The organism is Terrabacter sp. NPDC000476 (assembly GCF_040300125.1).
Lineage (GTDB): Bacteria > Actinomycetota > Actinomycetes > Actinomycetales > Dermatophilaceae > Terrabacter.
Genome location: NZ_JBEPDF010000001.1, coordinates 623,121 through 646,068, shown reverse-complemented (window position 1 = coordinate 646,068; position 22,948 = coordinate 623,121). Strand labels below are relative to the sequence as shown.

The 22,948-nt window shown below is 69.9% G+C and carries 20 protein-coding genes; 18 read left to right on the top strand and 2 right to left on the bottom strand.

Annotated features, from left to right (window positions below; all coding sequences use genetic code 11):
* The first annotated feature begins 9 nt into the window (after nt 1–9).
* Entirely contained in the window at nt 10–426 is a 417-nt protein-coding gene (locus ABT295_RS03010; RefSeq protein ID WP_352392933.1) for a TadE/TadG family type IV pilus assembly protein, read from the top strand.
* Complete coding sequence (locus ABT295_RS03005; RefSeq protein ID WP_352392932.1) at nt 423–887, top strand: TadE/TadG family type IV pilus assembly protein; 465 nt, start codon at nt 423–425, stop codon at nt 885–887. The genes ABT295_RS03010 and ABT295_RS03005 overlap by 4 nt, the downstream gene beginning before the upstream one ends.
* Here ABT295_RS03005 and ABT295_RS03000 read toward each other — a convergent pair.
* Complete coding sequence (locus tag ABT295_RS03000; RefSeq protein WP_352392931.1) at nt 841–1,068, bottom strand: hypothetical protein; 228 nt, start codon at nt 1,066–1,068, stop codon at nt 841–843. The genes ABT295_RS03005 and ABT295_RS03000 overlap by 47 nt on opposite strands.
* Between ABT295_RS03000 and ABT295_RS02995 the strand changes: the two genes are divergently transcribed.
* On the top strand, nt 1,067–1,426 hold the full coding sequence (locus ABT295_RS02995) for a pilus assembly protein (protein ID WP_352392930.1): 360 nt from the start codon (nt 1,067–1,069) through the stop codon (nt 1,424–1,426). The genes ABT295_RS03000 and ABT295_RS02995 overlap by 2 nt on opposite strands.
* Entirely contained in the window at nt 1,423–5,052 is a 3,630-nt protein-coding gene (locus ABT295_RS02990; RefSeq protein WP_352392929.1) for a LysM peptidoglycan-binding domain-containing protein, read from the top strand. Before ABT295_RS02995 ends, ABT295_RS02990 begins: the two co-directional genes overlap by 4 nt.
* A gap of 397 nt (nt 5,053–5,449) precedes the next feature.
* On the opposite strand, the gene ABT295_RS02985 is transcribed toward ABT295_RS02990, so the two are convergent.
* Nucleotides 5,450–5,638, bottom strand: a complete 189-nt coding sequence (locus tag ABT295_RS02985; RefSeq protein ID WP_352392928.1) for a hypothetical protein — start codon at nt 5,636–5,638, stop codon at nt 5,450–5,452.
* A 1,110-nt stretch (nt 5,639–6,748) separates the two neighbouring features.
* Here ABT295_RS02985 and ABT295_RS02980 point away from each other — a divergent pair.
* The 14 genes from ABT295_RS02980 (at nt 6,749) to ABT295_RS02915 (ending at nt 22,935) form a co-directional block, all read left to right on the top strand.
* On the top strand, nt 6,749–7,912 hold the full coding sequence (locus ABT295_RS02980; protein WP_352392927.1) for an alpha/beta fold hydrolase: 1,164 nt from the start codon (nt 6,749–6,751) through the stop codon (nt 7,910–7,912).
* A gap of 83 nt (nt 7,913–7,995) precedes the next feature.
* Nucleotides 7,996–9,987, top strand: a complete 1,992-nt coding sequence (locus ABT295_RS02975) for an FAD-binding oxidoreductase (RefSeq protein WP_352392926.1) — start codon at nt 7,996–7,998, stop codon at nt 9,985–9,987.
* A gap of 398 nt (nt 9,988–10,385) precedes the next feature.
* Nucleotides 10,386–11,192 (top strand): hypothetical protein, encoded by an 807-nt coding sequence (locus tag ABT295_RS02970; protein WP_352392925.1) that lies wholly within the window; start codon nt 10,386–10,388, stop codon nt 11,190–11,192.
* A gap of 51 nt (nt 11,193–11,243) precedes the next feature.
* Nucleotides 11,244–11,453 carry a hypothetical protein gene (locus ABT295_RS02965; RefSeq protein WP_352392924.1) on the top strand — a complete coding sequence of 70 codons (210 nt, stop codon included), beginning with the start codon at nt 11,244–11,246 and terminating at the stop codon, nt 11,451–11,453.
* Nucleotides 11,450–12,280 (top strand): hypothetical protein, encoded by an 831-nt coding sequence (locus ABT295_RS02960; protein ID WP_352392923.1) that lies wholly within the window; start codon nt 11,450–11,452, stop codon nt 12,278–12,280. The genes ABT295_RS02965 and ABT295_RS02960 overlap by 4 nt, the downstream gene beginning before the upstream one ends.
* On the top strand, nt 12,277–12,588 hold the full coding sequence (locus ABT295_RS02955) for a hypothetical protein (RefSeq protein WP_352392922.1): 312 nt from the start codon (nt 12,277–12,279) through the stop codon (nt 12,586–12,588). Before ABT295_RS02960 ends, ABT295_RS02955 begins: the two co-directional genes overlap by 4 nt.
* A gap of 473 nt (nt 12,589–13,061) precedes the next feature.
* On the top strand, nt 13,062–13,607 hold the full coding sequence (locus ABT295_RS02950; protein WP_352392921.1) for a hypothetical protein: 546 nt from the start codon (nt 13,062–13,064) through the stop codon (nt 13,605–13,607).
* 2 nt (nt 13,608–13,609) lie between these two features.
* Complete coding sequence (locus ABT295_RS02945) at nt 13,610–15,070, top strand: TrbL/VirB6 family protein (RefSeq protein ID WP_352392920.1); 1,461 nt, start codon at nt 13,610–13,612, stop codon at nt 15,068–15,070.
* Between the two features lie 17 nt (nt 15,071–15,087).
* Nucleotides 15,088–16,659, top strand: a complete 1,572-nt coding sequence (locus tag ABT295_RS02940) for an SCO6880 family protein (RefSeq protein ID WP_352392919.1) — start codon at nt 15,088–15,090, stop codon at nt 16,657–16,659.
* A gap of 250 nt (nt 16,660–16,909) precedes the next feature.
* Nucleotides 16,910–18,229, top strand: a complete 1,320-nt coding sequence (locus ABT295_RS02935; protein ID WP_352392918.1) for a putative type IV secretion/conjugal transfer ATPase — start codon at nt 16,910–16,912, stop codon at nt 18,227–18,229.
* A gap of 12 nt (nt 18,230–18,241) precedes the next feature.
* On the top strand, nt 18,242–19,897 hold the full coding sequence (locus ABT295_RS02930) for a peptidoglycan DD-metalloendopeptidase family protein (protein WP_352392917.1): 1,656 nt from the start codon (nt 18,242–18,244) through the stop codon (nt 19,895–19,897).
* 382 nt (nt 19,898–20,279) lie between these two features.
* A complete protein-coding gene (locus ABT295_RS02925) occupies nt 20,280–20,747 on the top strand; it encodes a hypothetical protein (protein ID WP_352392916.1) in 468 nt (155 codons plus the stop codon).
* Nucleotides 20,747–22,264 carry a type IV secretory system conjugative DNA transfer family protein gene (locus ABT295_RS02920; RefSeq protein WP_352392915.1) on the top strand — a complete coding sequence of 506 codons (1,518 nt, stop codon included), beginning with the start codon at nt 20,747–20,749 and terminating at the stop codon, nt 22,262–22,264. Before ABT295_RS02925 ends, ABT295_RS02920 begins: the two co-directional genes overlap by 1 nt.
* Complete coding sequence (locus ABT295_RS02915) at nt 22,261–22,935, top strand: hypothetical protein (RefSeq protein ID WP_352392914.1); 675 nt, start codon at nt 22,261–22,263, stop codon at nt 22,933–22,935. Before ABT295_RS02920 ends, ABT295_RS02915 begins: the two co-directional genes overlap by 4 nt.
* The last annotated feature ends 13 nt before the right edge of the window (nt 22,936–22,948 follow it).

Below are 22,948 nucleotides of genomic sequence, written 5' to 3'. Positions count from 1 at the left end.
TGGCTGGCGATGAACGGCAACCGGCCGACGAGACAGCTTTGCCGAACCGCGGCGGGGCCGTCCGAGCGCGGCTCCGCCTCGATCCAGATGGTGCTGCTGCTGCCCGTGCTCTTCACGGTCATGTTCCTCGGGATGCAAGCGGCGCTGTTCTACCACGCGAGGTCCGTCGCGATCGCCGCCGCGCAGGAAGGCGCGAGGGCCTCCTCGGTCGAGGACGGCACCGGGCGAGCGGGCGCCGAGGCGGCGGCATCCTTCGTTGCCGCGGCCGGCGGAGACGACGTCCTCAAGAGCGCCCGCGTGAGCAGCAGCCGCACCGCGGAGGCCGTGACCGTGACCGTCACCGGGACCTCGCTCAGTGTCATCCCGGGATGGTCGCCGGTGGTGCGGCAGTCGGCGACGGTGCCCGTCGAGCGGATCACTCGATGACCCGCCTTTCACGCACTTGCTACGCCCGCTTCCGACGCCGTCGGGGAAGCTCGGACAGTGGCTCCGCCGTCATCGAGACCGTGATCGGCGTCCCCGCGTTCCTACTCTTCGTCGGGCTTATCATCTTCGCCGGCCGGATGGCCATCGCGCACCAAGCTGTCCAGGCAGCCGCCAACAGCGCAGCTCGCTTGGCGTCGATCTCCCGCACGCAAGCAGAGGCGCAAACGGCCGCGTCCTCCGCAGCCGGCTCCACGCTGACCGACGAAGGGATCACGTGCGCCAGCGTGGCCATGTCGGTCGACACGACCGGCTTCGCCGCACCAGTGGGAACGGCCGCCCAAGTGACCGCGACCGTGACCTGCGAGGTCGACCTCGCCGACCTGTCCGTACCCGGGGTCCCCGGCAGCAAGACCGTTACCGCCACGATGCGGTCTGCCATCGACACCTACCGAGAGCGGTGATGACCATGACGACGAGCACGCCGAGCACGCCGAGCACGACGAGCACGACGAGCACGACGAGCACGACGACACGGCGAACGAGCCCCGAGCGCTGGACGATTCGTGAAGGCCGCCCACCCGGCAGGATGGCAAACGACCGCGGTTCGGTGAGCATCTGGCTGGCAGCCAGTGGGCTGGTCATGATCGTCCTCGTCGGGCTCGCCGTGGACCTCGGAGGAAAGGTCGGCGCGCAGCAGCACGCGCAGGACGTCGCCCGTCAAGCTGCGCGCGCCGGCGGCCAGCAACTGCAGGCGGCGGGAGCCGTCCGCGGCGACGGGGTCACCGTCGATCCGTCCGCCGCCCGACGAGCCGCCCAGACCTACCTCGCCGGATCGGGCATGACCGGGACCGCGTACTTGGTGGACGGCCAGACCGTGCACGTCACCACCACGGCGACCTACGAGTGCACGTTCCTTGGCATCATCGGGCTGAGCTCGTTCACCGTCCACGGGGCCGCTGACTCCCGCACCACCCGCTCCGTCGACGGGGTCGAGCGATGACCCTCGAGACTGAGCGGAGCGCCCGGCGGCGGGTACGTCTGATCGGTCTGGCCGCGGTGGCCGGGCTCACCGCGATCGTCGTCGGCCTCCCCGCCGCGTTGCTGGCCGTCGGAGCGGACCTCATCCCGGACACCCCACCGTCCGCCGGGCACGTCTGGGCGGCGCTGACCAGCCCGGACGACGGCTCCCTCGTGCTCGGCGTTCTCACGATCGTCGGCTGGGCTGTCTGGCCTTTCGTGGCGGGATCCATTGTGCTGGAGGTGATCTCACGGTTACGTGGGGTGCGAGCCCCCCGGCTGCCGGGTCTGGCGCTGCCCCAAGTGGCCGCCCGGAACCTGGTCAGCGCCGCGCTGCTGCTTTTCATCACCGCGCCCGTCGGTGCTCAGCCGGCCAAAGCTGCGACCATCGCGAGATCTCCATCCGTCGTCGCTGCCGCGGTCGAAATCCCCGCAGGGGCCTACCCTCACAGCAACGGCAGGCCGCAGGTAGGGCACTCCGCGCCCGCCGCCACGGATGTGGCCGCAGCCGAGAGAGACAATCTGACCTCAGGCCGCGGGACCCATCGGGGGAGCACTTCACCGGGGCCGACGCACACGGTCAAGCGAGGCGAGTCGCTGTGGTCGATTGCGGAACAGCGTCTCGGCTCCGGCGGACGCTTCGGTGAGATCGCGGCCCTCAACACCGACGTGCTCGGGGACAAGCCCGGCTTCCTCACCCCGGGCACCGTGCTCGTCTTGCCCAAAGAGGCCGCCACCGCAGACGCCTCACACACCGTGGAGGTCGGGCGGGGAGACACGCTGTCGCAGATCGCGCAGGAGCAGCTGGGGGACGCCAGCCGGTACACGGAGATCTTCGAGGCCTCGAAGGACACTCGCCAGGCTGATGGCGCGCGGCTGACGGACCCGGACCTCATCCAGCCGGGGTGGTCCCTGACCATGCCTAGCGCAGCCGAAGAGGAGTCTCGAGCTCTCGAGAGCCACCGACGGGCGGACGACGCCCGCGCGGAGGCTGTCATCGTGCAGCCGGGAGACACTCTGTCCGACGTCGCGCAGGAGCAGTTGGGCGATGCCAGCCGCTATCCGGAGATCTTCGCCGCCTCCACCAACACCCGGCAGGCCGACGGCGCGCGGATGCGCGACCCGGACCTCATCCGTCCCGGATGGATCCTGAGCATCCCCGTGCCTCAAGAACCCGTCATCCCGCCGGGACCCGCCGAGCCAGCCCCATCAGCTGAGCGCCGCGGGCCACTCCGGGCGGCGCCCGAACCCGGCGACCCTCCGCCACCGTCTTCATCCGCCCAAGAACGCAACGATGTCGCAGGTTCAACCGTGACGGCGGCTGAGGGACCGACACCGGCCATACAGCGGCCGACGAGACCGGCCGAGAGGTCCAGAGCCACGAGCGGATCCGCGCAGACATCAACCCCCGGGGCGTCGATCAAGGAACCTTCGGTCACGGATCCGCAGGGTGACGTGCCAGCCCCGTGGATGCTGGCCGGCCTCTCCGGCGCGGGAGCGCTCCTCGCAGGCTCGATGCTCCTGAGTCTGCGGAGGCGACGGGCAGCCCAGCTCCGGGCACGGCGTCCGGGCCGCACGATCGCCACCCCCGAGCCGGCACTGGCGCCGGTGGAGAAGTCCATCATCGCGGCGGGCGGCACCAGCGCTCCGACCGTCGACTACGTGGACGGGTTGCTGCGCCGTCTCGCATCCGCCCACACCCGAGCCGGCGGCGCGGTACCGCAGCTCGCGGCCGTCGAGCTGACCGCCTCGACGATCCGGCTGCACCTAGCCGCCCCGGCCGCCCTCGCCGCGCCCTGGCAGGGCACGCCCGACCAGCTTCACTGGACCCTCCCCAACGGCACGCCTCTCGGCAAGGTCGGGCCCGCCGTGCCGGACCAGCCCGCTCCCTACCCTCTGCTCGTGACGATCGGAGCCAGCGACACCGGCGACGCCTGGCTGCTCAACCTCGAGGACCTCAACGTCAGCATCACCGGAGACATCGACTTCAGCCACGACCTGGCCCGGTACCTGCTCGCCGAGATCGCCTGCAACCCGTGGTCACACGGAGTGCGGGTCGACTTGATCGGAGTCGGCACCGAGGTGGCCGCCATGAACCCAGACCGGCTCCGCGTCCATGCCGGCGGCGACCCGGCCGCGCAAGTCCTCGCCGAAGCGATCGCGACCCTTGACCGGGCCCACGACCTGGGCGACGACGTGCCCACCGCCCGGGCCGCCCAGGCCGGCGCCGACGCCTGGCCCGCACGCCTCCTCGTCCTCGACAGTGTTGCCCACGCCGCGGCCACCCCAGCCCTGACACAGCTGCTTGACCTCATCCACACACACGCCGGCCGCACCGGCACCGGCGTCGTCGTCTGCGGCGACCTCACCAGCACCGGCACCGGCAGCCCAGCCACACCGATGGAGATCACCGTGACGGCCGATGGTCGGGTCCTGCTGCCGGGCGTCGGGCTCGACCTCGTCGCAGTCGGCCTCACCCCGGACGAAGCCCAAGGCTGCGCAGCACTGCTCGCCCAGAGCGAGGACCTCGACGACATCCCCATCCCGACCCCCGGCGATGCTGCCGAGGGCTGGCGTTCTTGGTCCAACGAGGCCGGGGCCATCCGCGACGAACACACCATGCCCCGCTCTGTGGACGGGCAGAGCCTTGACGAGCCGGTCACCACCGTGCTCGACCGGGACGACGAGGAGTACCTCCGCGACGGCGCGACCACCAGAGAGGATCTGCAAGCACTCGCACCCAAGGTCACCACCCAGGTCAGCGACGCCGTGCTCGCCGCCGACCCCACTCTCGACGCCGACCTCGCCGCGTGGTGGTCCAACGACTGCCGACAACCACGCCTGACCCTGCTCGGGCCGGTGAGCGCCCGGACCCGCGGAACGGCGCTGACCAAGCGCAAGTCCTACTTCACTGAGATGCTCACCTATCTCGCCACCCGGCCCCATGGCGCCACCCCGGCCGAGCTCGCCGACACGTTCAACATCACCCAGGCCAAGGCCCGCGACTACATCCGGATCCTGCGCGACTGGCTCGGAGTGAACCCCCGCACCGGCGACAAGCACCTCCCCGATGCCAGGAAGGCACCAGCCGCCCTCGCCCGCGGGGTCGGCGTCTACCAGGTCGTCGACGTCCTCGTCGACGCCGACCTCTTCCGCCGCCTCCGAGTGCGCGGTACGGCACGCGGACCCGCGGGGATCAAGGACCTCGACGCCGCCTTGCGGCTGGTGCAGGGCCAACCGTTTAGCAGCCTCAAAGAGGACCGCTGGTACTGGCTCGTCGATGGCGACCGGATCGACCAGCACCTGTTGTGCGCCATCGTCGACGTCGCCCACCTCGTCACCACCCACAGCCTCCGATCAGGCGACCTTCGCCGGGCCAGACTCGCCGCGGAGACGGCCGCACTCGCCGCGCCCGACGAGGAGATCCCGCGGCTCGACCTCGCCGCCATCGCCGAAGCCGAAGGCCGCCACGCCAAGGCGGACCGGATCCTGCGCGAGGATGTCCTCAACCGCTCGGACGGCGAGGGTGCGCCCCCGGAGCTCAGCGACCGCACCAGGCAGGTCATCGCCGGCAAGGACTGGCTGGAACGGACCCGGCACGCCAGTTGAGCAGAGCAGGTCGGTCCCTACACCCCCAGCGCATTGATCGAACGCCTGTTCCATACTGTTCCATAGCTGTACGATCAGAACGACGCGTCACCCCCTGTCTCCGCCACCCCGGTTTGACGGCATGCGGGGTTGCTGGACCACTTCCTCCCCCTTGCCATTCTTGCCGCGCTTCTTGCCGCACGCTGTCCACCAACCGTTGGCCGAGCAGACCCGTCACATGGTCCGGTCGCAGGCCTGTTTGGCCGGCATCGCGGCCTCGTCGGCTAAGTAGCGGTAGGCGAACTCGGGTCGTCGCGGTGGGCGTTGCAGCGCGTCCCCGCGGGCCATCCGCGGCGCCGCGCCTCGCAGCGCGGATCATCGCCGACCAAGGGCCCGTCAGTCCGGTCCACGGAGGAGATCAACACCAGCCCATTGGGAGGACGACGTCGCGGGGACAAATGAAGCCGCTGCGGCCAAGGCTGGCCACGGCGGACGCCGTCCTCGAGGCGGTGACCTTCTCGGTGACCGGCTCGACACCCGGGTGCGGATCGACGCGGGACGCATCAAAGGACGCATCATCGTCGAGTTCGCTGGACGCGAGGACCATGACCGCATCCTGGCCGTCCTCGAGATCGGTCCGCCCCCCAGAGTTGATCGGGTTGCGCGACCCGGTCCCTGGCGCATCGTCGCGCAGAGGCCTGGCCAAGGGCCCAAGGCCTGAACCTCAATCACAGCGCTTGGCTCGGCGCTCGTGGAGGGAGTGAGAACCCCCGCCGACTCGGGGCATTTACTCACGGTGTAGTGCGCGGGCCTAGGCCCGTCGCTATGCTGGTCATCTCGTAGCGACTGAATGCGTGGAGCGAAGTCTTCACGTTTCCCTCACGGTCGGCCCGTTTGCGAACCGATCGCAGTTCGGATTAGGGGCCGGATTGCATGGAACTGAACCGACGCCAAGTGATCCGGTGGGGCACCGGCGCAGCGCTTTCCGCCGCGGTCCTTGATGGCTGCACCCCGGAGAATCAAGCACAGCCGGCTGGCCAGGACAGCACCCACACGACCTCGCCCGCTCGTGCAGTGCCAGCTGCCGCCTTTACTCTGCTGCCCGACGTCGATGCCGAGGCGATCAAACCCGAGCGATGCCATCAGGAGCCGCTGGTCGGCAACGCGAACGCCGTGGCTCGGGCGGGCTATGTGCTACCTCCCAAGCAGTTGCTGACACTTTCGCCAGTCTCGGGTCAGGTTGGTGACGGGAACATTCCGACCTGGTGGCCGCCGCTGGATGGCACGTTTGGATCCATGGATCCGCGGTTCGATGCTGTAGCCGGCTCCCGCATCCCCGCAGTGGCGCTCGCTTGGGCTACCGCATGGTTCGTCCGTTCAGGACGAGCCGGCGGTGCTTCGGCGATCGACGCCGACGCGGACATGGAGGCCCGGGCTTATGCAGATCTAGCGGTCACCGGCCGCGACATGTTTAACAGCTTCCGAGCCGACCCGCCGACAGTCGATAGCGTCCTCGCTCGACTTCATGATCTCCCACAGATGCCCCGGGTTCCCCGCCGACGAACGCGTCGTCCATCGGGCTGTGATGTTAGCTCTGGAGCGGGCGTACAACGTCGTTTGGGCCCTTCGTGCGGGAGTGCTCTACACAAAGCCAATCGTTCGTCGCCAGCTCGGGTACATCGCGGTCTGCGGATCCGTGGATGCTCCTCACCGCCCGGTGAACGTCTACGCCGCGCCGAACCAGCTGGACGTGCCGATTCTGGCGTGGGGCAATGAAGCGATCATCCGCACCGTCGTTTGGTCCACCGAACCGGTCACGGAAGCAGAGCCTAGGTGGCCCCTTCCGATCCAAGATCCGGTGTCCGGCCGACAGGACCTGTACGAGCGCTTGGTCTGGGTGCCCGACACCGACGTGATCCTGTACCTGCACGGTCACTCTTCACGCGCAGAGGAGGGGGAGAACTTGGCGAAGCAGTTGATCGCCGACGCCAAGAAGCGAAATCGCCGCCTTTCCGTCGTGGCGTTCGATTGGCCGAACTGCGGATACAGCAGCCACCTCCATCCCGCGCAGATCGGCAAGCAATTGCCGATCGACACCAAGCAAGGGCATAACTTCTTTGCCCTCGACTACTACGACGAGGTTGTGAAGCAGCTCGTTGGGCAGATGCACTTGGAAGGTCGGCTACTGGCGGTGGTCGGGGGCTCCCTCGGTGGCAACATGGTGCTGCGACTCGCCCAACAGCGTGCTCGCGCAGAGAACCCTTGGATCCGCAATCTCGTCGCGTGGAACCCCGCAGGAGCCTGGTCGAGTTACTACTTCGATCCATTTAAGGAAGCTGGGGCGCTGCCGCGAGTCAGAGTCCGCGTCGAACAGGAAGACAATGGGTTGGAGCGGCGCCGGGAGTACTTCGAGCAGGTGTACGCGTCCGACGTCTGGATCTTCGGAGTGCCGATCGCCAAGAAGAAGATCGATCAGAGCGACCACTGGTACCGGCAAGATTGGCTGCCGTGCAGAGATAACCTGCGTGTCACGTCAATGCTCGATCGGGTGGAGATCTACAACACGCGTTTCCGAACCTGGCACTGGCGAATGGCATTCGAACAACTGGTGATCTCGCACCTAGAGAACGATTGCGCCGAGTTCTGTCCACCACAGGGCAAGGAACCTTGGCGCTCTATGCGGGGCCCGCTGCTTCTGCTTGACGGCAAGGACGACCCAGACCTCCACAAACCGACGGTTGAGCTCGCCGGCAAGTTGGCAAGCGTCCGCGGGATGACGGGTGCTCACCGCACTGTGAACGCGACCGGCCATTCAATTCACGATGAGCGGCCCGCATGGCTGTCAGGCACCATTCTCGACTTCTGCCCGGCCCGGCGATGAAGGAGGAGCCACAGGCGACGCCAGATCCGGGATGGCAGCGGTCCCGCCGACAGTTCCTGCGACTAGTCGCATACGCCCCCTTGTTGCCCGCACTTCCCGGAGCGGTCGCGTCATGCTCGTCGTCCAGCCCCGGACCCCGGCGAGACACGGCAGCTTTCGTCCGGCTGCACGACGAGGACTCCAAGCCGTACGTCCCCGCCGGACAACTCCGCAACCATTGGTACCCCGAAAACGTCGCGCAGGTCCGAACGATCGTCCTTGATGCCGCCAAGACCAATAGGCATGTCCGGGCCGCCGGCAGCGGCTGGGCCCTGTCCCCCGCCGTATGCGACGCCGGATGGCGCGAGGACCTGATCGACACGCGAGCTCTCAACCGCGTGCGGACCGACGTCCTGCCGACTGCCATGAACCGACAGGTCGCCGATGCGCTAGCCGCGATGGAGTACCGCAGCGGTGTCGACCATGACCAATGCCACACCTTCGTACACGTGGGCGCCGGAATGCGCATCTACGAGCTCTACAGTTGGCTCGACGGCCAGACCCCAAGCCTGGGCCCAACATCGAAGGGCAAGGCGTGGGCCATGGGGACCATGGGTGGTGCAGGAGGGCAGAGCATCACAGGAGCGTTCTCCACGTCCACTCACGGGGGCGATCAGCATGCCGCACCCCTTCCGGACAGCGTGGTCGCGGTTGAGATGGTCGGACCCGGAGGGCAGCTTCTCTGGATCCAAGGCGAGGACGTCGGCGGCGGCATCCCTCTGTGCGACGAGGAACGCGTCAGGGCCGCGTTGGCCCGGCAGGTGATTGCACCAGGTAGTGGCAGTGATGGTGGCACCGACGTGATCGGAGTCATCACGAACGACGATGCGCTGAACTCGGTCCGGACTGCCGTCGGTCGATTCGGTGTGATCACGTCCGTGGTCTTGCAGGTCATCCCGCAATACGGGCTGGCACGTAAGCGCGAACGAACGAGTTGGGCCGAGGTCCGGAATCGGTTGACAAGCGTATCTTCAGCGCTATTCGACAGCAGGTACCTGCGCGTGATGGTCAACCCATACCCGGCCTTCGACTCGGAACAGCATCACGTCTGGATAGAGCAGCGCGAGATGGTTCCTGTACCCGCCGAGACTGGTGAGACAGGGTGGACAGGGCGCAAGATGCGAACTGGCGAAAGGGCTGGCAGGGCAGGACCGGCAAGCGGCGCTAAGGGTGATTTTCTCGCCACGATCTGCTCCAGAAACGGCGTCCGCGAATCGCTGCTGACGATCGCCGAACGAGCCGAGGATGGTGCCCGGAAGGCTGTCGGAGCCGGACTGCTGGTCGGCCTGGTCTTCGCCCCGCTGCTGCCGCCGGGGGTGGCCGGCTCGGGGGTCATTGTTTCCAGCGAGCTTGCTGTCGCCCTTGAGCTCGTGGCCGCTCGCGCGAAGCAGCTCGCGGCGCAGAACACCGGAAGCGTCGGCGATCTACTCGCTGACTTCGCAAACTGGATGGTTGAACAAGGGCACGGCTGGGCCCTGTCGCTGCTCGTCGACGCAGTCGTAAACTCGGGCCAGCCGGAGCTCCCGCAGCCCGATGTCGACTACTCCTATGCCGTGATGGACATGTTCGACTACGCGGACCACGCCTGCGTGACCGACGGAGATTCCATCGAGGTAGCCTTCGACGCCTCAGGAACAGCCCACGTGGACTTCGTGGAGAGGAACATCTTCACGGCGGCAGCTGACCTGCTGGCGCGCAAGGAGGCAGTAGGCGTGTACGTCACGCTGCGGTTCACGTCCTCGACGCGGGCGCTGCTCGGCATTGAGAGATGGACGCAGTCATGCATCATCGAAGTGGCAGGACTCAAGCGGTTCAAGGGGCTCACGACACTGCTGCAGCGCCTTCAGACCGAAGCGATCAAGGCCGGAGGCACTGTGCACTGGGGGCAGCGGAACGACATGCTGACTGCTCCCGACGTGACCCGGTCGTACCCGGAGCTGCCCCGCTGGCGAGAGAGCCTGCGCCAGATCGGTGGCGGCAGGCCAGGAGACCAGTTCTCGACGGCATTCACTCGACTTGTGGGCCTCGAACCCTAGCTCCGCAGCTGGCCTGCACGGCTCCTTGACCTCCCGCTCGAGCTCCGCGATCCGCTTCGCCTCGGCCGTAGTCACCCCCCTCCCGGTGGAACTCGTCGACCTCGGCCTGCTGGACCCAGATACGCAACGTCTGTGAGTTGATCCCGAGCTGGTCACTGACCCGCTTGAGCGTCCCGGTCCTGGTGTCGGGGTCACACCGCAGCCTCCGCCAGACCCGGTACGGGACAGGCCGACTGTTCTTGACTTTCGGGGGTACGTCGCATCGATGCAGGTCAGGGGTGCTGTACCCCCCCCTTGGCGAGGACGCGTACCCCTGCTGCGACGCCCGAGTGGGTGACCTTCCCGGGGACGTCCGAGCGTGACCTTCGGGCCGTGTCTACACGGCGGAAGGGCTCATGATGAGTGTCGCGAAGCAGTTGGGTCTGGATGACCCGGAGAGTGAAATCCTGGCAACGGCCCGGTCTCGGTGGCCCTGCTGGGTGTCGGCCCACCCGGTGCTGGGTGTGGTGGATGACCTGCTGGAGCTGCCGGCTTGGTTGCGGCAGGCCGACCGCGATAACGCGGACGCGGTCCTGTTGGCGTTGGCGGAGCTGTCCTCGCCCGAGGGCGGGGACGACGTCGCTGCGACCGGGGCTCTGGCGTGGGTGCTGCTTCCAGGGGTGAGTCTGCTGGCTCTAGGGATGTTCACGCTGTCCCCGCGGATCGACCAGCTCTTGGCGGCCGCGTTGTGGATGGAGGCGCGGACCTTCCGGTGGCATCGGGGGCACCGGGTCGCGGCGAACATCTTGATGAACACCCGCAAGGCCGTGATGCGCGACCTCGGTGTTGGGGTGGCAGCGGATCCGACGTGGTCGCGGACCTTCCCGGTCGCGCCGTTCGAGAGGATCTGGGAGGCCATGCCGGCGGAGCCCTCTGAGGTTTCCGGGGCCTCGGCGCACGAGAAGCTAACCGAGCTGCTGGACTGCGCGTGCGCTGCCGGCGTCATCACCAACGAGGACCGGATTCTGCTGGTTGACGTTGCGCAGACTGCCGACCGGCAGCAGACCATGAGATCGGGGCGTGGCCACGCGGGGTTGCTCGGCAACGACGTCTCGGCCGAAGTCGCCAAGCGGCGGGGAGTCGCCGCCATCACCGTGCGCCGGCGCACGAGCCGAGCCATCCGAGCACTGCGTGGGGACGTCACGGCCGTGAGGGTCCCGGCGTGACCGGTGACCGCCTGCCGGAACGGGCGGGCTTTAGGCGACGAGGTGATGACAGTGACCGTCAGCGAGACTGACCCAAGAGACACCGAGCACCTGATGGACCTCGCCAGCACGGAGGTGGCGACGCTCGACGAGCTCGCTGCCTGTGTTGAGGGGCTGCACGAGGTGCAACGCGCCAAGGAGGCGCTCTCACGGCTCGACTCAGACGAACTTCGGCGAGTTCTCGACGCGCGCCGCATGGCGTTCGATCGGGGACCGTCGTGAGCACCGCCCTCGCGCGCCCGGCGGTCAGCACGGACGAGCTGAAGCAGGCCTGGCTAGCCGTTCAGGCGGGTCAGTTCCGCAACGGCCCCCGCCGCTGCGGAAACTCACCGGGCGGCTCCAGGTCGGGGCCCGAGGGTGTGTGGGAGCCGACCGAGCCGATCCTGCCCGTGGTCGGCTGCCACGGCGGCGCCGGCGCCACCACCCTCGCCGTCGCGGTGGCGTCTGGTCCGGGGACCGCGCGGGTGATCGAGTGCGCCAGCGCCACCGCCTCGGGCCTGGCCGCGGCGGCCACCGCCGAGCTCGGTGATAGTAACGGCTGGTCGCGGGGCAGCCGTGACCAGGTGTTGCTCGAGCGTGCGACCGCGACGGTGACCAGGCCTGAGGACCTGCCACTTCCGACCATGCCGACACGACCGATGGGGCTCAGCGTCCTGGATCTCTCGTGCGAGCTCGGTCAGTTGCTGGCCGGGTCGACCTGGCTGGCCGAGCACGTGCGGAACGCGCCCACGATCATTGCGGTCACCTCGGCGACCGTGCCGGGCCTGCGGCGGCTCGAGGGGATCGCCGCCCTGCTCCAGGGCGTTGTCGTCGTGGCCGGTGTTGTGGGTCCTCGGCGCTCGCGGTGGTCGCGCGGGCTTACAGCGACCGCGGGTCCGCGGACGCGGGAGCTGGACCGGCGCGGTCATCTCGTCGACATCCCGACCGACGCGGCGCTGGCCGCTCGAGGACTCGACTCCCAGCCCCTCCCGCCGGCGCTGCTGAGCGCGGCGGCCACCCTGCGTCGGCTCGCCAGGGCCGACATCGACGAGAAGGACCTCCCGTCATGAACGCCATCACCTCTCCGTACTCATCGGCTGCGTATGCGGCCCTTCCGCACGTGGTGTGCCCGGTGGCCCCGCCGGGTGCTCAGGTCTACGCCGACCAGCTCATGGGTTACGTCCTGTGGGGCGTCGGGATCCTCTTCACCCTCGGGATCGTCGTGGGCATCGGCGCCGTCGTCGGAGGCCGCATCTTCGGTATGCCGCACGCGAGCAAGGCGGGCGTCGTCGGCCTGGCGATGGTGTTCGTGGCCGTCATCGGCTACCTCATCCTCCCGGGGATCGTCAGTGCCATGACCGGCAACGGTTGCGTCTGATGCGGGCAGCCCTCCGGTCTGCCGTCCGACCTGGTGATCGGTCCGCTGTCTGGCTCGACAACCCCAGCCGATCCGTCGCAGGCACCAGGTGGGACCGGCGACGGCTGCTGGCTGTTCTCGCGGCCGGTGTTCTTGCCGCGCTGGTCTTCCTGATCGGCTTGGGTCTCGCCGTCTACTACGCGCTCGGTTCCCTCGGCCCCGCTACAGCCTCGTCCTCCGCCCACGCAGCCGCCGCGGGAACGAGCGAAACCGACGACCCGGGCGATTCCGGTCGCGGCCTACCAGCGGGTGCCGTGAGAGGTCAGGCGTACCGCGACAGCATCGCCGCCGCACCCATGCTCGAGGTCGACCCGGACAGTGCCCGTCGAGGCGTCCCCTCGGCCCGCCCGGCCCCGACGCTGCTCGTGCCGGCGGCGTCTGGTACCGGTCCAGCGGGCGTCCCGACCGGCTTCCCAAAGACCCCGACGGGGGCGGTGGCCCAGCTCGCCGCGATCGATGCGACCGTGCTGCAAGGCATGTCCATCGCGAAGGTCAACGACGTCCACAATCGCTGGACCCTCACCGGGGCGGTCGGGGTGGCTTCATGGCCGCTCACCCAGAACGTCCAGACCTTCCTCGCCGCTGCCAGACAAGGCCAGAGCACGGAACCCGGGGTGACGGTCACCGTCACGCCGGCCGCCGGGATGGTCAAGGGCGTCGACGGGGACGACTGGGTGCTCGCCTGCGTCCTGCTCGACGTGCAGGCCGTCATCACGACCGACGCGCAGATCGCGTACGGCCACTGCGAACGCATGCAATGGACCGCCCAGCCCGCGTCCAACCCCACCGGCGGAGCCCGGCAACCAGCGGTAAACGGTGGCCGGTGGATGATCGCGTCCGGACCGAGCCCGGCCCCGGCGCCGTCCACATGGCCGGGCACCGACCTGGCCCTCCAGGCGGGGTGGCGGACGTGGGTCGACGCCGCAGGATCAGGTCCCACACGCGACTCGGGTGCGGCCGCTGGAAGCGCGGGGTCCTGAGCATGCTCAACCCGTTCTCCTACCTGGCGTCGGCGGCCGGCAAGGTCGTCGCCGACGGTTGGACGGTTGCGATGCTCGGTCTGTGGAACGCCGGCCTGTGGCTGCTCAGGCTCGTACTGGGCATCGTCGACGACTTCACCACCCCGGACCTGAGCGAGGGCGGGCCGGCTGGGCCGCTCTACCGGGTGACGTTCTGGATCGGGCTGACCCTCATGCTGGTCCTCACGGTGGCGCAGCTCGGGATCGCAGCCTTCCGCCGAGACGGCCGCTCCGTGGGGCAGGTGCTCGTCGGCACCGGCCAGTTCCTGCTCGTGTGGGTCGCCTGGATCGGCTACGGCCTCGCAGTCCTCGCCGCGTGCGGCGGCCTGACCAAGGCCCTGATGACCACGCTGCTGCACGTCGACAGCTGGGCGCAGTTCAGCCCGCTGGGCACCCCGGTCTCCACCGCCGACATCTCCGACGGCACGGTCGCCACCGTCCTCGGGCTGATGGGCATCGTCTTGGTCTTCGCCGCGATCGGGCACCTGCTCGTCCTGCTGACCCGCGCCGGTGCGCTCATGGTGCTGGCCGCGACTACACCGATCTCCGCGGCCGGCTTGTCCTCCGACTTCGGACGTAGCTGGTTCTGGAAGAGCTTCCGCTGGTTCCACGCCGCCGCGTTCACCCCGGTCCTGATGGTCCTCGTCCTCGGCGTGGGGGTGCAGATGACCTCCGGGGTCGCCACCGGGATGACCGACGACCTGCAGAAGGCCATCGGCACCGCGGTGCCCGGCGTGATCCTGATCTGCATCGGCTGCGCGAGCCCGCTGGCCCTGTTCAAGTTGCTCGCCTTTACCGACCCGGGCACCTCCTCCGGTGCCGCCCTGCGCGCCGGGATGGCCGCCCAGGGCGGCCTGAGCGGAGTCCTCGGAGGCAAAAGCAGTGCTGGGGACTCCACCTCTGCAGCCGCGTCGAGCACCGACGAGCACGGACGCTCCCAGGCCGAGGGCGCCGCGGAGAGCTCCACCAGCAGCCGGTTCGGGGGTCTCGCCGGGGCAGGTCTGGGTCTGGTCGCGACGGTCGGCGCCCGGGGTGCGGCAGTGGGCGCGGACCTGACCAACCAGATGGGTGTCGGGGACTCCAGCTATGTTCCCGACTTCAGCTCAGACCGGCGAAACAGCCGCCAGCGCAACCAACAGCCCAACCAGCGCCGCGACGACGACAACCCGGAGATCAACGGCGCCGACCGCACCGGACCTGACGGCAAAAGCGGCAGCAGCGGCAGCAGTGGAGGCAGTGGAGGCAGTGGAGGCAGTGGAGGCGGGCAGCCCCCGTTTCCGAGCGCGCAGTCGGTGCCCGGTGGCAGTGGCGTACCCACAGGCGCCGAAGGTGGCGCTGCAGGCGCTGCAGGCGCTGCGGGCGCTGGGGGAGCGGGCGCCGGCGGGGCGGCTGCCGCGGGCGCCGTGCCCGCCGTGCCGGCATAGGAGAGAGGGAGCACGTCATGGGAGTCATCTACTCCGACTTCTCGCGGGCCCGGATCGGGTGGTTCTTCGGACTGTCCGGGTGGCAGCTAACCACGGTCGCGCTGACCTTCCTGCCGATCGCGTGGGCGATGCAGCAGGCGGCGTGGACGTCGGTGGCCCTGTTCACGCTGTTGTGGGCGTTCGTCGTACTCGTCACAGTGACGCCGGTCCGTGGACGGTCGGCGGTGGGCTGGGTCCTCGCATCCCTTTCGTTCGCGGCCGGTGGCCTCACTGGGTGGACCCGGTTCCGCTCGAAAGCCTCCACCGGAGAGGCGGATTCGCTCGAGGAGCCGGACCTGCCCGGGGTGCTGCAGGGCGTCCGGATCCACGACGGCCCCCCGCGCGGGGCCACGTCCACCCGGACCGCGATCATCCAGGACCACCGCTGCCGGACGTGGGCACTGACCGCGTCGGTGATCCACCCCGGCATCGGCCTGGCCGAGCTCGACCAGCGCGAACGACTCGGCGCAGGGCTGGGAGAGCTGCTCGACCTCGCAGCCCGGACCGAGCTGATCGACGCGGTCGTGTTCCTGGTGCGGACCGTCCCGGAGGACGGCGCTGAACGCGACCAGTGGATCGCCCGGCACCGCCGGCCCACCGGGCCCCAGGTCGCTCGGCTCGTCAACGACGAGCTGCAGGCGAACCTCACCCGGGCCAGCGTCCGCACCGAGTCGTTCGTCACCGTCGTCGTCCCCGAGGGGCGGCTTGCCCGGGAGGCCAAGGAATCTGGCGGCGGTCTCGACGGACGCGCCCGGGTGCTCTACAGCCTCGCCGACGAGGTCGAGGCACAGCTGCGTGGCGGGATGGGGATGACCAGCGTGGCCTGGCTGACCAGCCCCGAGCTGGCGCTGGCCTGCCGCACCGGCTTCGCGCCTGGTGACCGGGCCGGGATCGTCGACGCCCTCGCTGGCCGTGCCACCACCGACAGCACCGACAGCACTGACATCCGCGACATCACCGACGAGTCTCGGCGCAGCGTCGGGGTCAACGCGGGGATCAATGCGGATGTGCCGTGGGCGATGGCTGGGCCGTCCGGAGCGGACCCGGCCGTGCGTCACTACAGCCACGATGCGTGGAACTCGATCTCCTCGACGGTGAAGCTGCCCGTCCGGGGCGCCGCGATGGGAGCCCTCGCGCCAGCGTTGACCCCGACCGCGCCGGGGGAGCGGCGCTCCTTCATGGCCTGCTACCCGATCCTGAGCGCGTCGGTCGCGAACCGGCAGAGCGCCACGAGCGAGTGGGCCGCTGACATCGGTGACGAGCTGCGGCACCGGGCCAAGGTGAAGAAGCGGGCCAAGGCCAGCCAGGAGAGCGAGACCGTCCGTCGCCTCGACGCGAAGCTCGCCCGCGGCAACAGCCTCACCCGCCCGTATGCCGTCGTGACCGTCACCGTCCCCAAGACCGCCAGGGTCTCGGCGTTCGGGCGCGACCTCGACGCGTCCGTGCGCCGGGCCGGGTTCGCACCCCTGCGGCTGGACCTCGCCCAGGACGTCGCGTTCGCCGCGTCGAGCGTCCCGCTCGGGGTCAGCCTCACCCGCAAGGCCGATTGAGAGCCCGACTGACATGCGCCCCGCACGCACAAACCTCACGAACGGTCCCCGGCACGGTCGAGTGCTCACTGGGAGAGACGGTCGGGACATGTCCCGGCTCCTGTCGGACTTCGGGCACGATCTGCCCTCCGTCCCGCCCACCCTGCACCGACCCAGGGACTCCCGGCTGTTCCGGCACGTCCCGCGGCGCGGGGCACGCCGACCCGGCCGGGGCTGGGCGTCGGGGTCAGCGCCGGTCTCGGCGTGGCGGATGACCTCCGAGCAGGCCCCGGTGCTGTGGCCTTTCATCTCCACCCCCGGCTTGCCGCCGACCGGGGCGCAGATGGGGATCGACCTGCTCTCCGGCGGGTCGTTCTACGCCGACCCGCTCGGCTGGGTCCTCGACGACACGGTCCCGGTGACCAACCCCAACATCTTCAGCCTCGGCAAACCCGGCAGAGGCAAGTCCGCGACCACCAAAGCGTTCTGCCTGCGAATGATGGACTTCGGCTACCGGGTCCTCGTCCTGGGCGACCCGAAGGACGAGTACGAGCCGCTCTGCCACGCCCTGGGCGTGCAGCCGTTCGCGATCGGCCACGGAATGCCCACGCGCATCAACCCGCTCGCGTTCGGGCCGCTCATCGCCGGCTGGGACAAGCTCAGCGCGGAGCAGGCCCAGGGCCGCGCGGCGATCGTCTTCGCCCGCTGGCTCACCCTCGTGCGGGGCCTCGTCGGCTCCCAACGCGTCGGCGAACACCGGGTGCCGTTCGGGCCCACCGACGAGGTCGTCGTCAAGGCCGCCCTGGCGCACCTGACCGGCTACGCCCACGGCAACACCAGGATGCGGGAGACCACCATCCCGCACCTGTGGCGCCTGCTCGACGCACCAACCAGCGAGCTCGTCGCGCAGTGCCGGTACGCCGACGAACGCCACTTCCTCGACGACACCCGGACGCTGCGGGACGCCCTCGGGCAGCTCGTCTCCGGGGCACTGGCCGGCCTGTTCGATGACCACACCAGCATCGACGTCGACTGGGCCGCGCCGATCCAGTCGCTGAGCCTGTCCCGGCTCGAACCCCTCGGCGACGAGGCCGTCGGGATCGCCCTGACGTGCCTGAACTCGTGGGGCCGCGGGATGCGGGAGCTCGCTGCCCCCGGAGACGCGCGGGTCGTGGTCCGCGACGAGTCGTGGAAGCAGCTACGGCTCGGCCCGGAGGCCGTCAAGAGCTTCGACGCGGACCTGCGCCTGTCCCGACGCGACGGCGACGTCCAGTTCGCCATCGCGCACAAACCCTCGGACCTGCTATCCGCCGGAGACAGCGGCTCGCAGGCCGTCGCGATCGCCAAGGACCTGCTGCACCTGGCCGACATCAAGATCCTGCACGGGCAGGACCGCGCCGTGGCGGCCGAGCTCGAGACGATGCTCGGCCTCGGCCCGATCGCCCGCGACCTCGTCACCGGCTGGGCGATGCAGGGCAAGGGCCGCGCCCTGTGGTGCGTCGGTGACCAGCACTACAAGGTCGCCACCGTCCTGCACCCGCTCGAGCGGCGGCTCACGTTCACCAACCAAGCCCTCGAGACTGCGCGCTGAAAGACGCTGGCGATGAAGAGGATTGCCGTCATCCTGCTGCCGCTGGTCCTGCTGGCGTGCATCCCCATCGCGGCCGCGGCGCTGGTCATGACGGTCGCCGGTCCAGCAGCGGGGGAGCAGCTGCGAACCGTCGCGTGCGGCGCCGCGGTCCCTGCAACAGGGGAGTGGCGGCCGCCGTTCACCCAGCCCTACACGGTCAGCCGGCGCGGGTTCGGGCGCGAGTTCCACCCCATCTACCTGCGCTGGGAGCACCACTCCGGCCAGGACCTCGTCTCCCAGCCGGGACCGGGCCCGGTCGTCGCCATCGGACCCGGCAGGGTCCGCTTCGCCGGGGCGTCTCGCAACGGCTACGGCAACTACGTCGACCTCACGCACGCCTACGGCGTCACCAGCAGGTACGCCCACCTCGCCCGGATCGACGTCCGAGCCGGACAGCCCGTCACGGCGGGGGAGCGGCTCGGTGTCGAGGGCAGCACCGGCACCAGCACCGGCAACCACCTACACCTCGAGATCCTCCTGCACGGGGTCGCGACCGACCCCGTCCCGTGGATGCTCGCGCACGGCGCACCCCTCAACGGCCACGCCGTCACGTCGGGCACATCAGCGGCAACCGGGTCCGGTGACGGCACGGCCACTGGCGGAGCGGGCACGGGCGGAGCAGGCACTGGGGGAGCGGGAGACACCGGAGCGGCGGCTGGGTCAACGGCGAGAGTGATGGAGGGCGGGATCGGGTTCCCGCTTCCCGCGCCCGGCGACCCACGGCTGGCCTCCCTGCGCAACCCGCCCCTGCCGATACCCGTCCGCGTCAAGGCGCTCTACGAGGCTGCGGCCGCGAGGTACGCGATCCCGTGGACGCTGCTCGCCGGCATCGGCATGGAGGAGACCGGTCACGGCCGCGTAGCCGCCACATCGAGCGCCGGCGCCCAAGGGCTCATGCAGTTCCTGCCGGCCACGTTCGCGGCGGTGGGCGTCGACGGCGACGGCGATGGACGCGCCGACATCCGCAACGACGCCGACAGCATCACCTCCGCCGCGAACTACCTCGTGAGCTCCGGCGCCACCGACGGCCCCAACGGCGTCACCAAGGCGCTGTACGCGTACAACCACGCCGCCCGATACGTCGACGACGTCCTGTTCTACGCCCACGCGTACGGCGGCGGGATCGTCCTCGGCGACCCGAGCGGCTGCGACGCCCCTGCCCTCACCGACGCCGGCGGTGACCGCACCCTGCCGCCGCTGACCAGCGACCGGGTGCGACAGCTCCTGCAATGGGCCGGAAGCCAGACCGGGGACGCGTACGTCATGGGTGCGAACGGCCCCGACGCGTGGGACTGCTCATCCCTCGTCCAGACGGCGTTCGCGCGGATCGGGATCAGCATGCCCCGCACCGCCGGAGCGCAGCGGGCCTGGCTCGCCAAAGGCAACGGCTTCCGCGTCCAGCCCGGGACGGAGCGGCCCGGCGACGTCCTCTTCTGGGACTCCTACCTCGGCCCGTCACGGATCGGGCACGTGATGCTCGTGTGGGACCCCGCGACCCGGATCACGATCGAGGCCCGGTCGAGATCCCTCGGGGTCGGGCACTTCTCCTACGCCAGCGGGAGCAGCCACCACATCTTCGAGATCTGGCGCGCCGGCAACATGGCCGACCAGCCGACCGTGTCCCGGTGATCCGAATGAGCGACATCCCCGCCGAACGTGCCGACGACCCCGAGCAGCCCGCACCATGGCAGCTGTCATGCGACACGGCGCCGGGTGCCGTCCCGGCGGGCGCTGGCGGGGGTGTTGGTGAGGCTGTCACTGAGGCCGACCCTGCCCTGCTCGACCCTTGCGACCCGGCGTTCCACTGGCACAGCGCCGTCCGGGCTCGCGGCTGGGAGCAGCCCACCCTCGACGGCGGCAACGGAGGGCAGGACCCGGCGGCCTGGCTGTGGCGCCACCAACACCTCCAGGAAGCACCAGGACGAGCCGCCACCACGCAGGAACGGCGGAGTCGGCGGCGGTGAACGCCGACGGCGGTCCGTGCGGCTTTGGTCGGTGAAGGAGGCCGTTCATGCAGCAGTCACGACGCTCGAACCCGTACCCGTTCACATGGGAGATTCCGCTGATGCTCGCTATCACGGTCCTGTTGCTGCTCGTGCTCGGGATGCAGACCGGCCGCGCGGCCGCGAACCTCGCTGCCGGATCGGGCATGTCGTTCCCACCGCGGGACGCGCTGTTCACCAGCGTGCCCCGGATCCTCGCCGGCGACGCCAGCGCCGGGCTACCGAGAAACACGGGCACGGCAGGCACAGCGGGTCGGGCGTCACCGGCCGCGGTGCGGGCCTGGGTGGCCGGGACTGAGCTGATGGTCCTGGCGGTGCTGGGCTGGGCCGGCAGGGACATCTGGCTGCGGTGGGGACCGCACCGCATCCACGGGATGGCCAGCAAGGCGCAGGCGCAGAGGCTGCTCGGGCGTCGCCGGCTGCACCGCGTCCGGGCCATCATTCGCCCCGACCTCTACGGCAAGGAGCGACCCTGATGCCGCCAGCGACCACGAGAATGCCGGCTCCGCGACGGTCACCATCTGGAGCAAGATTCGAGCCGAAAGACGTGGGGTGGCGGCTCGGGACCTCCTCCCAGCCGCGTGGCGGGCAGCTGTGGGTGCCGTGGGACCGCACCACCGGGGTCATCGGCCCCCAAGGCAGCGGCAAGACCCTCGACGCGCTGATCCCCGCGTTGCTGCAGGCGCCCGGCGCGGCCCTCGTCACGCTGACGAAGCTCGACGACCTGCTACTGAGCCTGACAGCGCGCTCGGCGGGGGAGCGGCCCTGCGTCGTGCTCGACCCGTTCGGCGCCGCCACCGGGCTGCCCGAGCTGGTCTGGGACCCGATCGACGGGTGCGTGGACCCGATGCTGGCCGAGCGGCGCGCGAAGGCGTTCACCGCCGGCAGCGTCAAGGGCGCCGTCGCCGGCGGGCACGGCGACGACGCGGCACGGTTCTACGCGGCCGAGGCCGCCAAGGTCGTCCAGGCCTACTTCCACGCGGCCGCCCTGACGGGCCGCACCCTGCAGGACGTGCTGCGCTGGGTCGCGAACCCGCTCAGTGCCACCGACCCGACCGAGATCCTGCGGGAGCACCCGCATGCCGCGCCGTTCTGGCACGGGCTGCTGTTCGGGGCGCTCCGCGGAGACGACCGGACCGCCGGGAACACGATCACCACGGTGCAGCAGACGATGAGCCTGTTCTTCCAGGAGCCCATCCGGCGCAGGTGCGTCCCGGGCCCCGGGAGGCCCGCCACCGATGTCGCCGACGTCATCGCACGGCGTGGCACCATCTACCTGCTCGGGCGGGAGGACCCGTACGCCAGCGCGTCGCCGTTGATGACGGCCGTCGCCGAGCACGTGCTCGACACGGCCCTCGCGACCGCGAACGAGTCGCGGTGGGGGCGGCTTTGCCCGCCGATGCTCGCCTGCTTGGACGAGCTGCCCTCCACCGCGCCGCTGCCCACGCTGCGCACCCGGATGGCCAACGAACGCGCCCTGGGGATCTCGTTCATCTGGGCCGCGCAGACTCGTCCGCAGCTGTCCTCCATCTTCGGCGACCAGGAGGCCCGGACGCTGCTGGGGCTGACGAACAACCTGATCCTCTTTGGCGGGTCCAAGGACGTCGCGTTCAACCAGGAGATCAGCGACCTTCTGGGACCGGTCAGGGTCGCCCGCACCAGCTGGCAGAGCGGGCAGCGCGGCGGGCGGAACGTCGCCGGGGAGGACATCCCCATCCTCACCGGGGCCGAGGTGCGCCAGCTCAAGGAACGGCACGCGCTCGTCGTCGCCGAGAACGGTAAGCCGATCATCGCCGCCCTGCGCCGGTGTATCGACGGCCGCCGTGGGCGGCAGCTGCTGGCCGAACAGGCGGACACGCGCGCCAGGCTGGGGGAGCGACGCCGGCTGGCAGTCGCCCCGCAGGCGCGCTCGATCGCTGCCCTTGTCGAGGCGCGACGGCACGGCCTGTCCAGCGACACGATCAACGGCCCGGACCGCGGTTTGTCGCCATGAGCACCACCTCCGAGCCGAACCACTTGGGGGCGTTCATGGTCCGGCCGTTCCCGGAGCCCGGCCGAGCACTGAGGCACTGCTACCGCGAACTGTACCTCGCCGCCAACGGCACCGCCGAGCAGAGGAAAGCCCTCGGTGACCTGCGCATGCTGCCCCGCCCCTGGGACCCCAGCAGCATCCGAGAGCCGCAGTTGCGGCGCGAGCTCTGGACGTGGCTGGACCAGGTCGTCTCTTGGCTCAACGCCGAGTACGTCTGGGACGTCGTAGGCATCATCCCGCCCTGCTGGCCGCAGCACCCCCACCTCGTCCACGAGATCGCCGTCCTGGCAGACCAACGTCGCAGCGCCGGTCTGGGCTTCACCAGCGACTCACTCGAGGAATGGCACCGCTACGCCCTTCCCGCGTTCACCGAACGGGGCCGGACCCGACTGAAGGACCACTGCGAGGAAGGCCACAGCGACTGGCCAGCACGGGCACGCTACAACCGCCACGGCGCCGACCCGGCAGTCCAGCATCGCGACACCGTCTTCGCCCACGACGAAGCCCTGATGAGCCCCAGGGGCCGTGACGCCAGCGAGTCCCTCCGGCTGCACCTCGTCGACACCGGACACGTCACCCCAGAGGTGGTCGACCTCGAGACCGGCGAGATCCTCGATTACGGCGACGACTGAGCCAGGCCCCGGC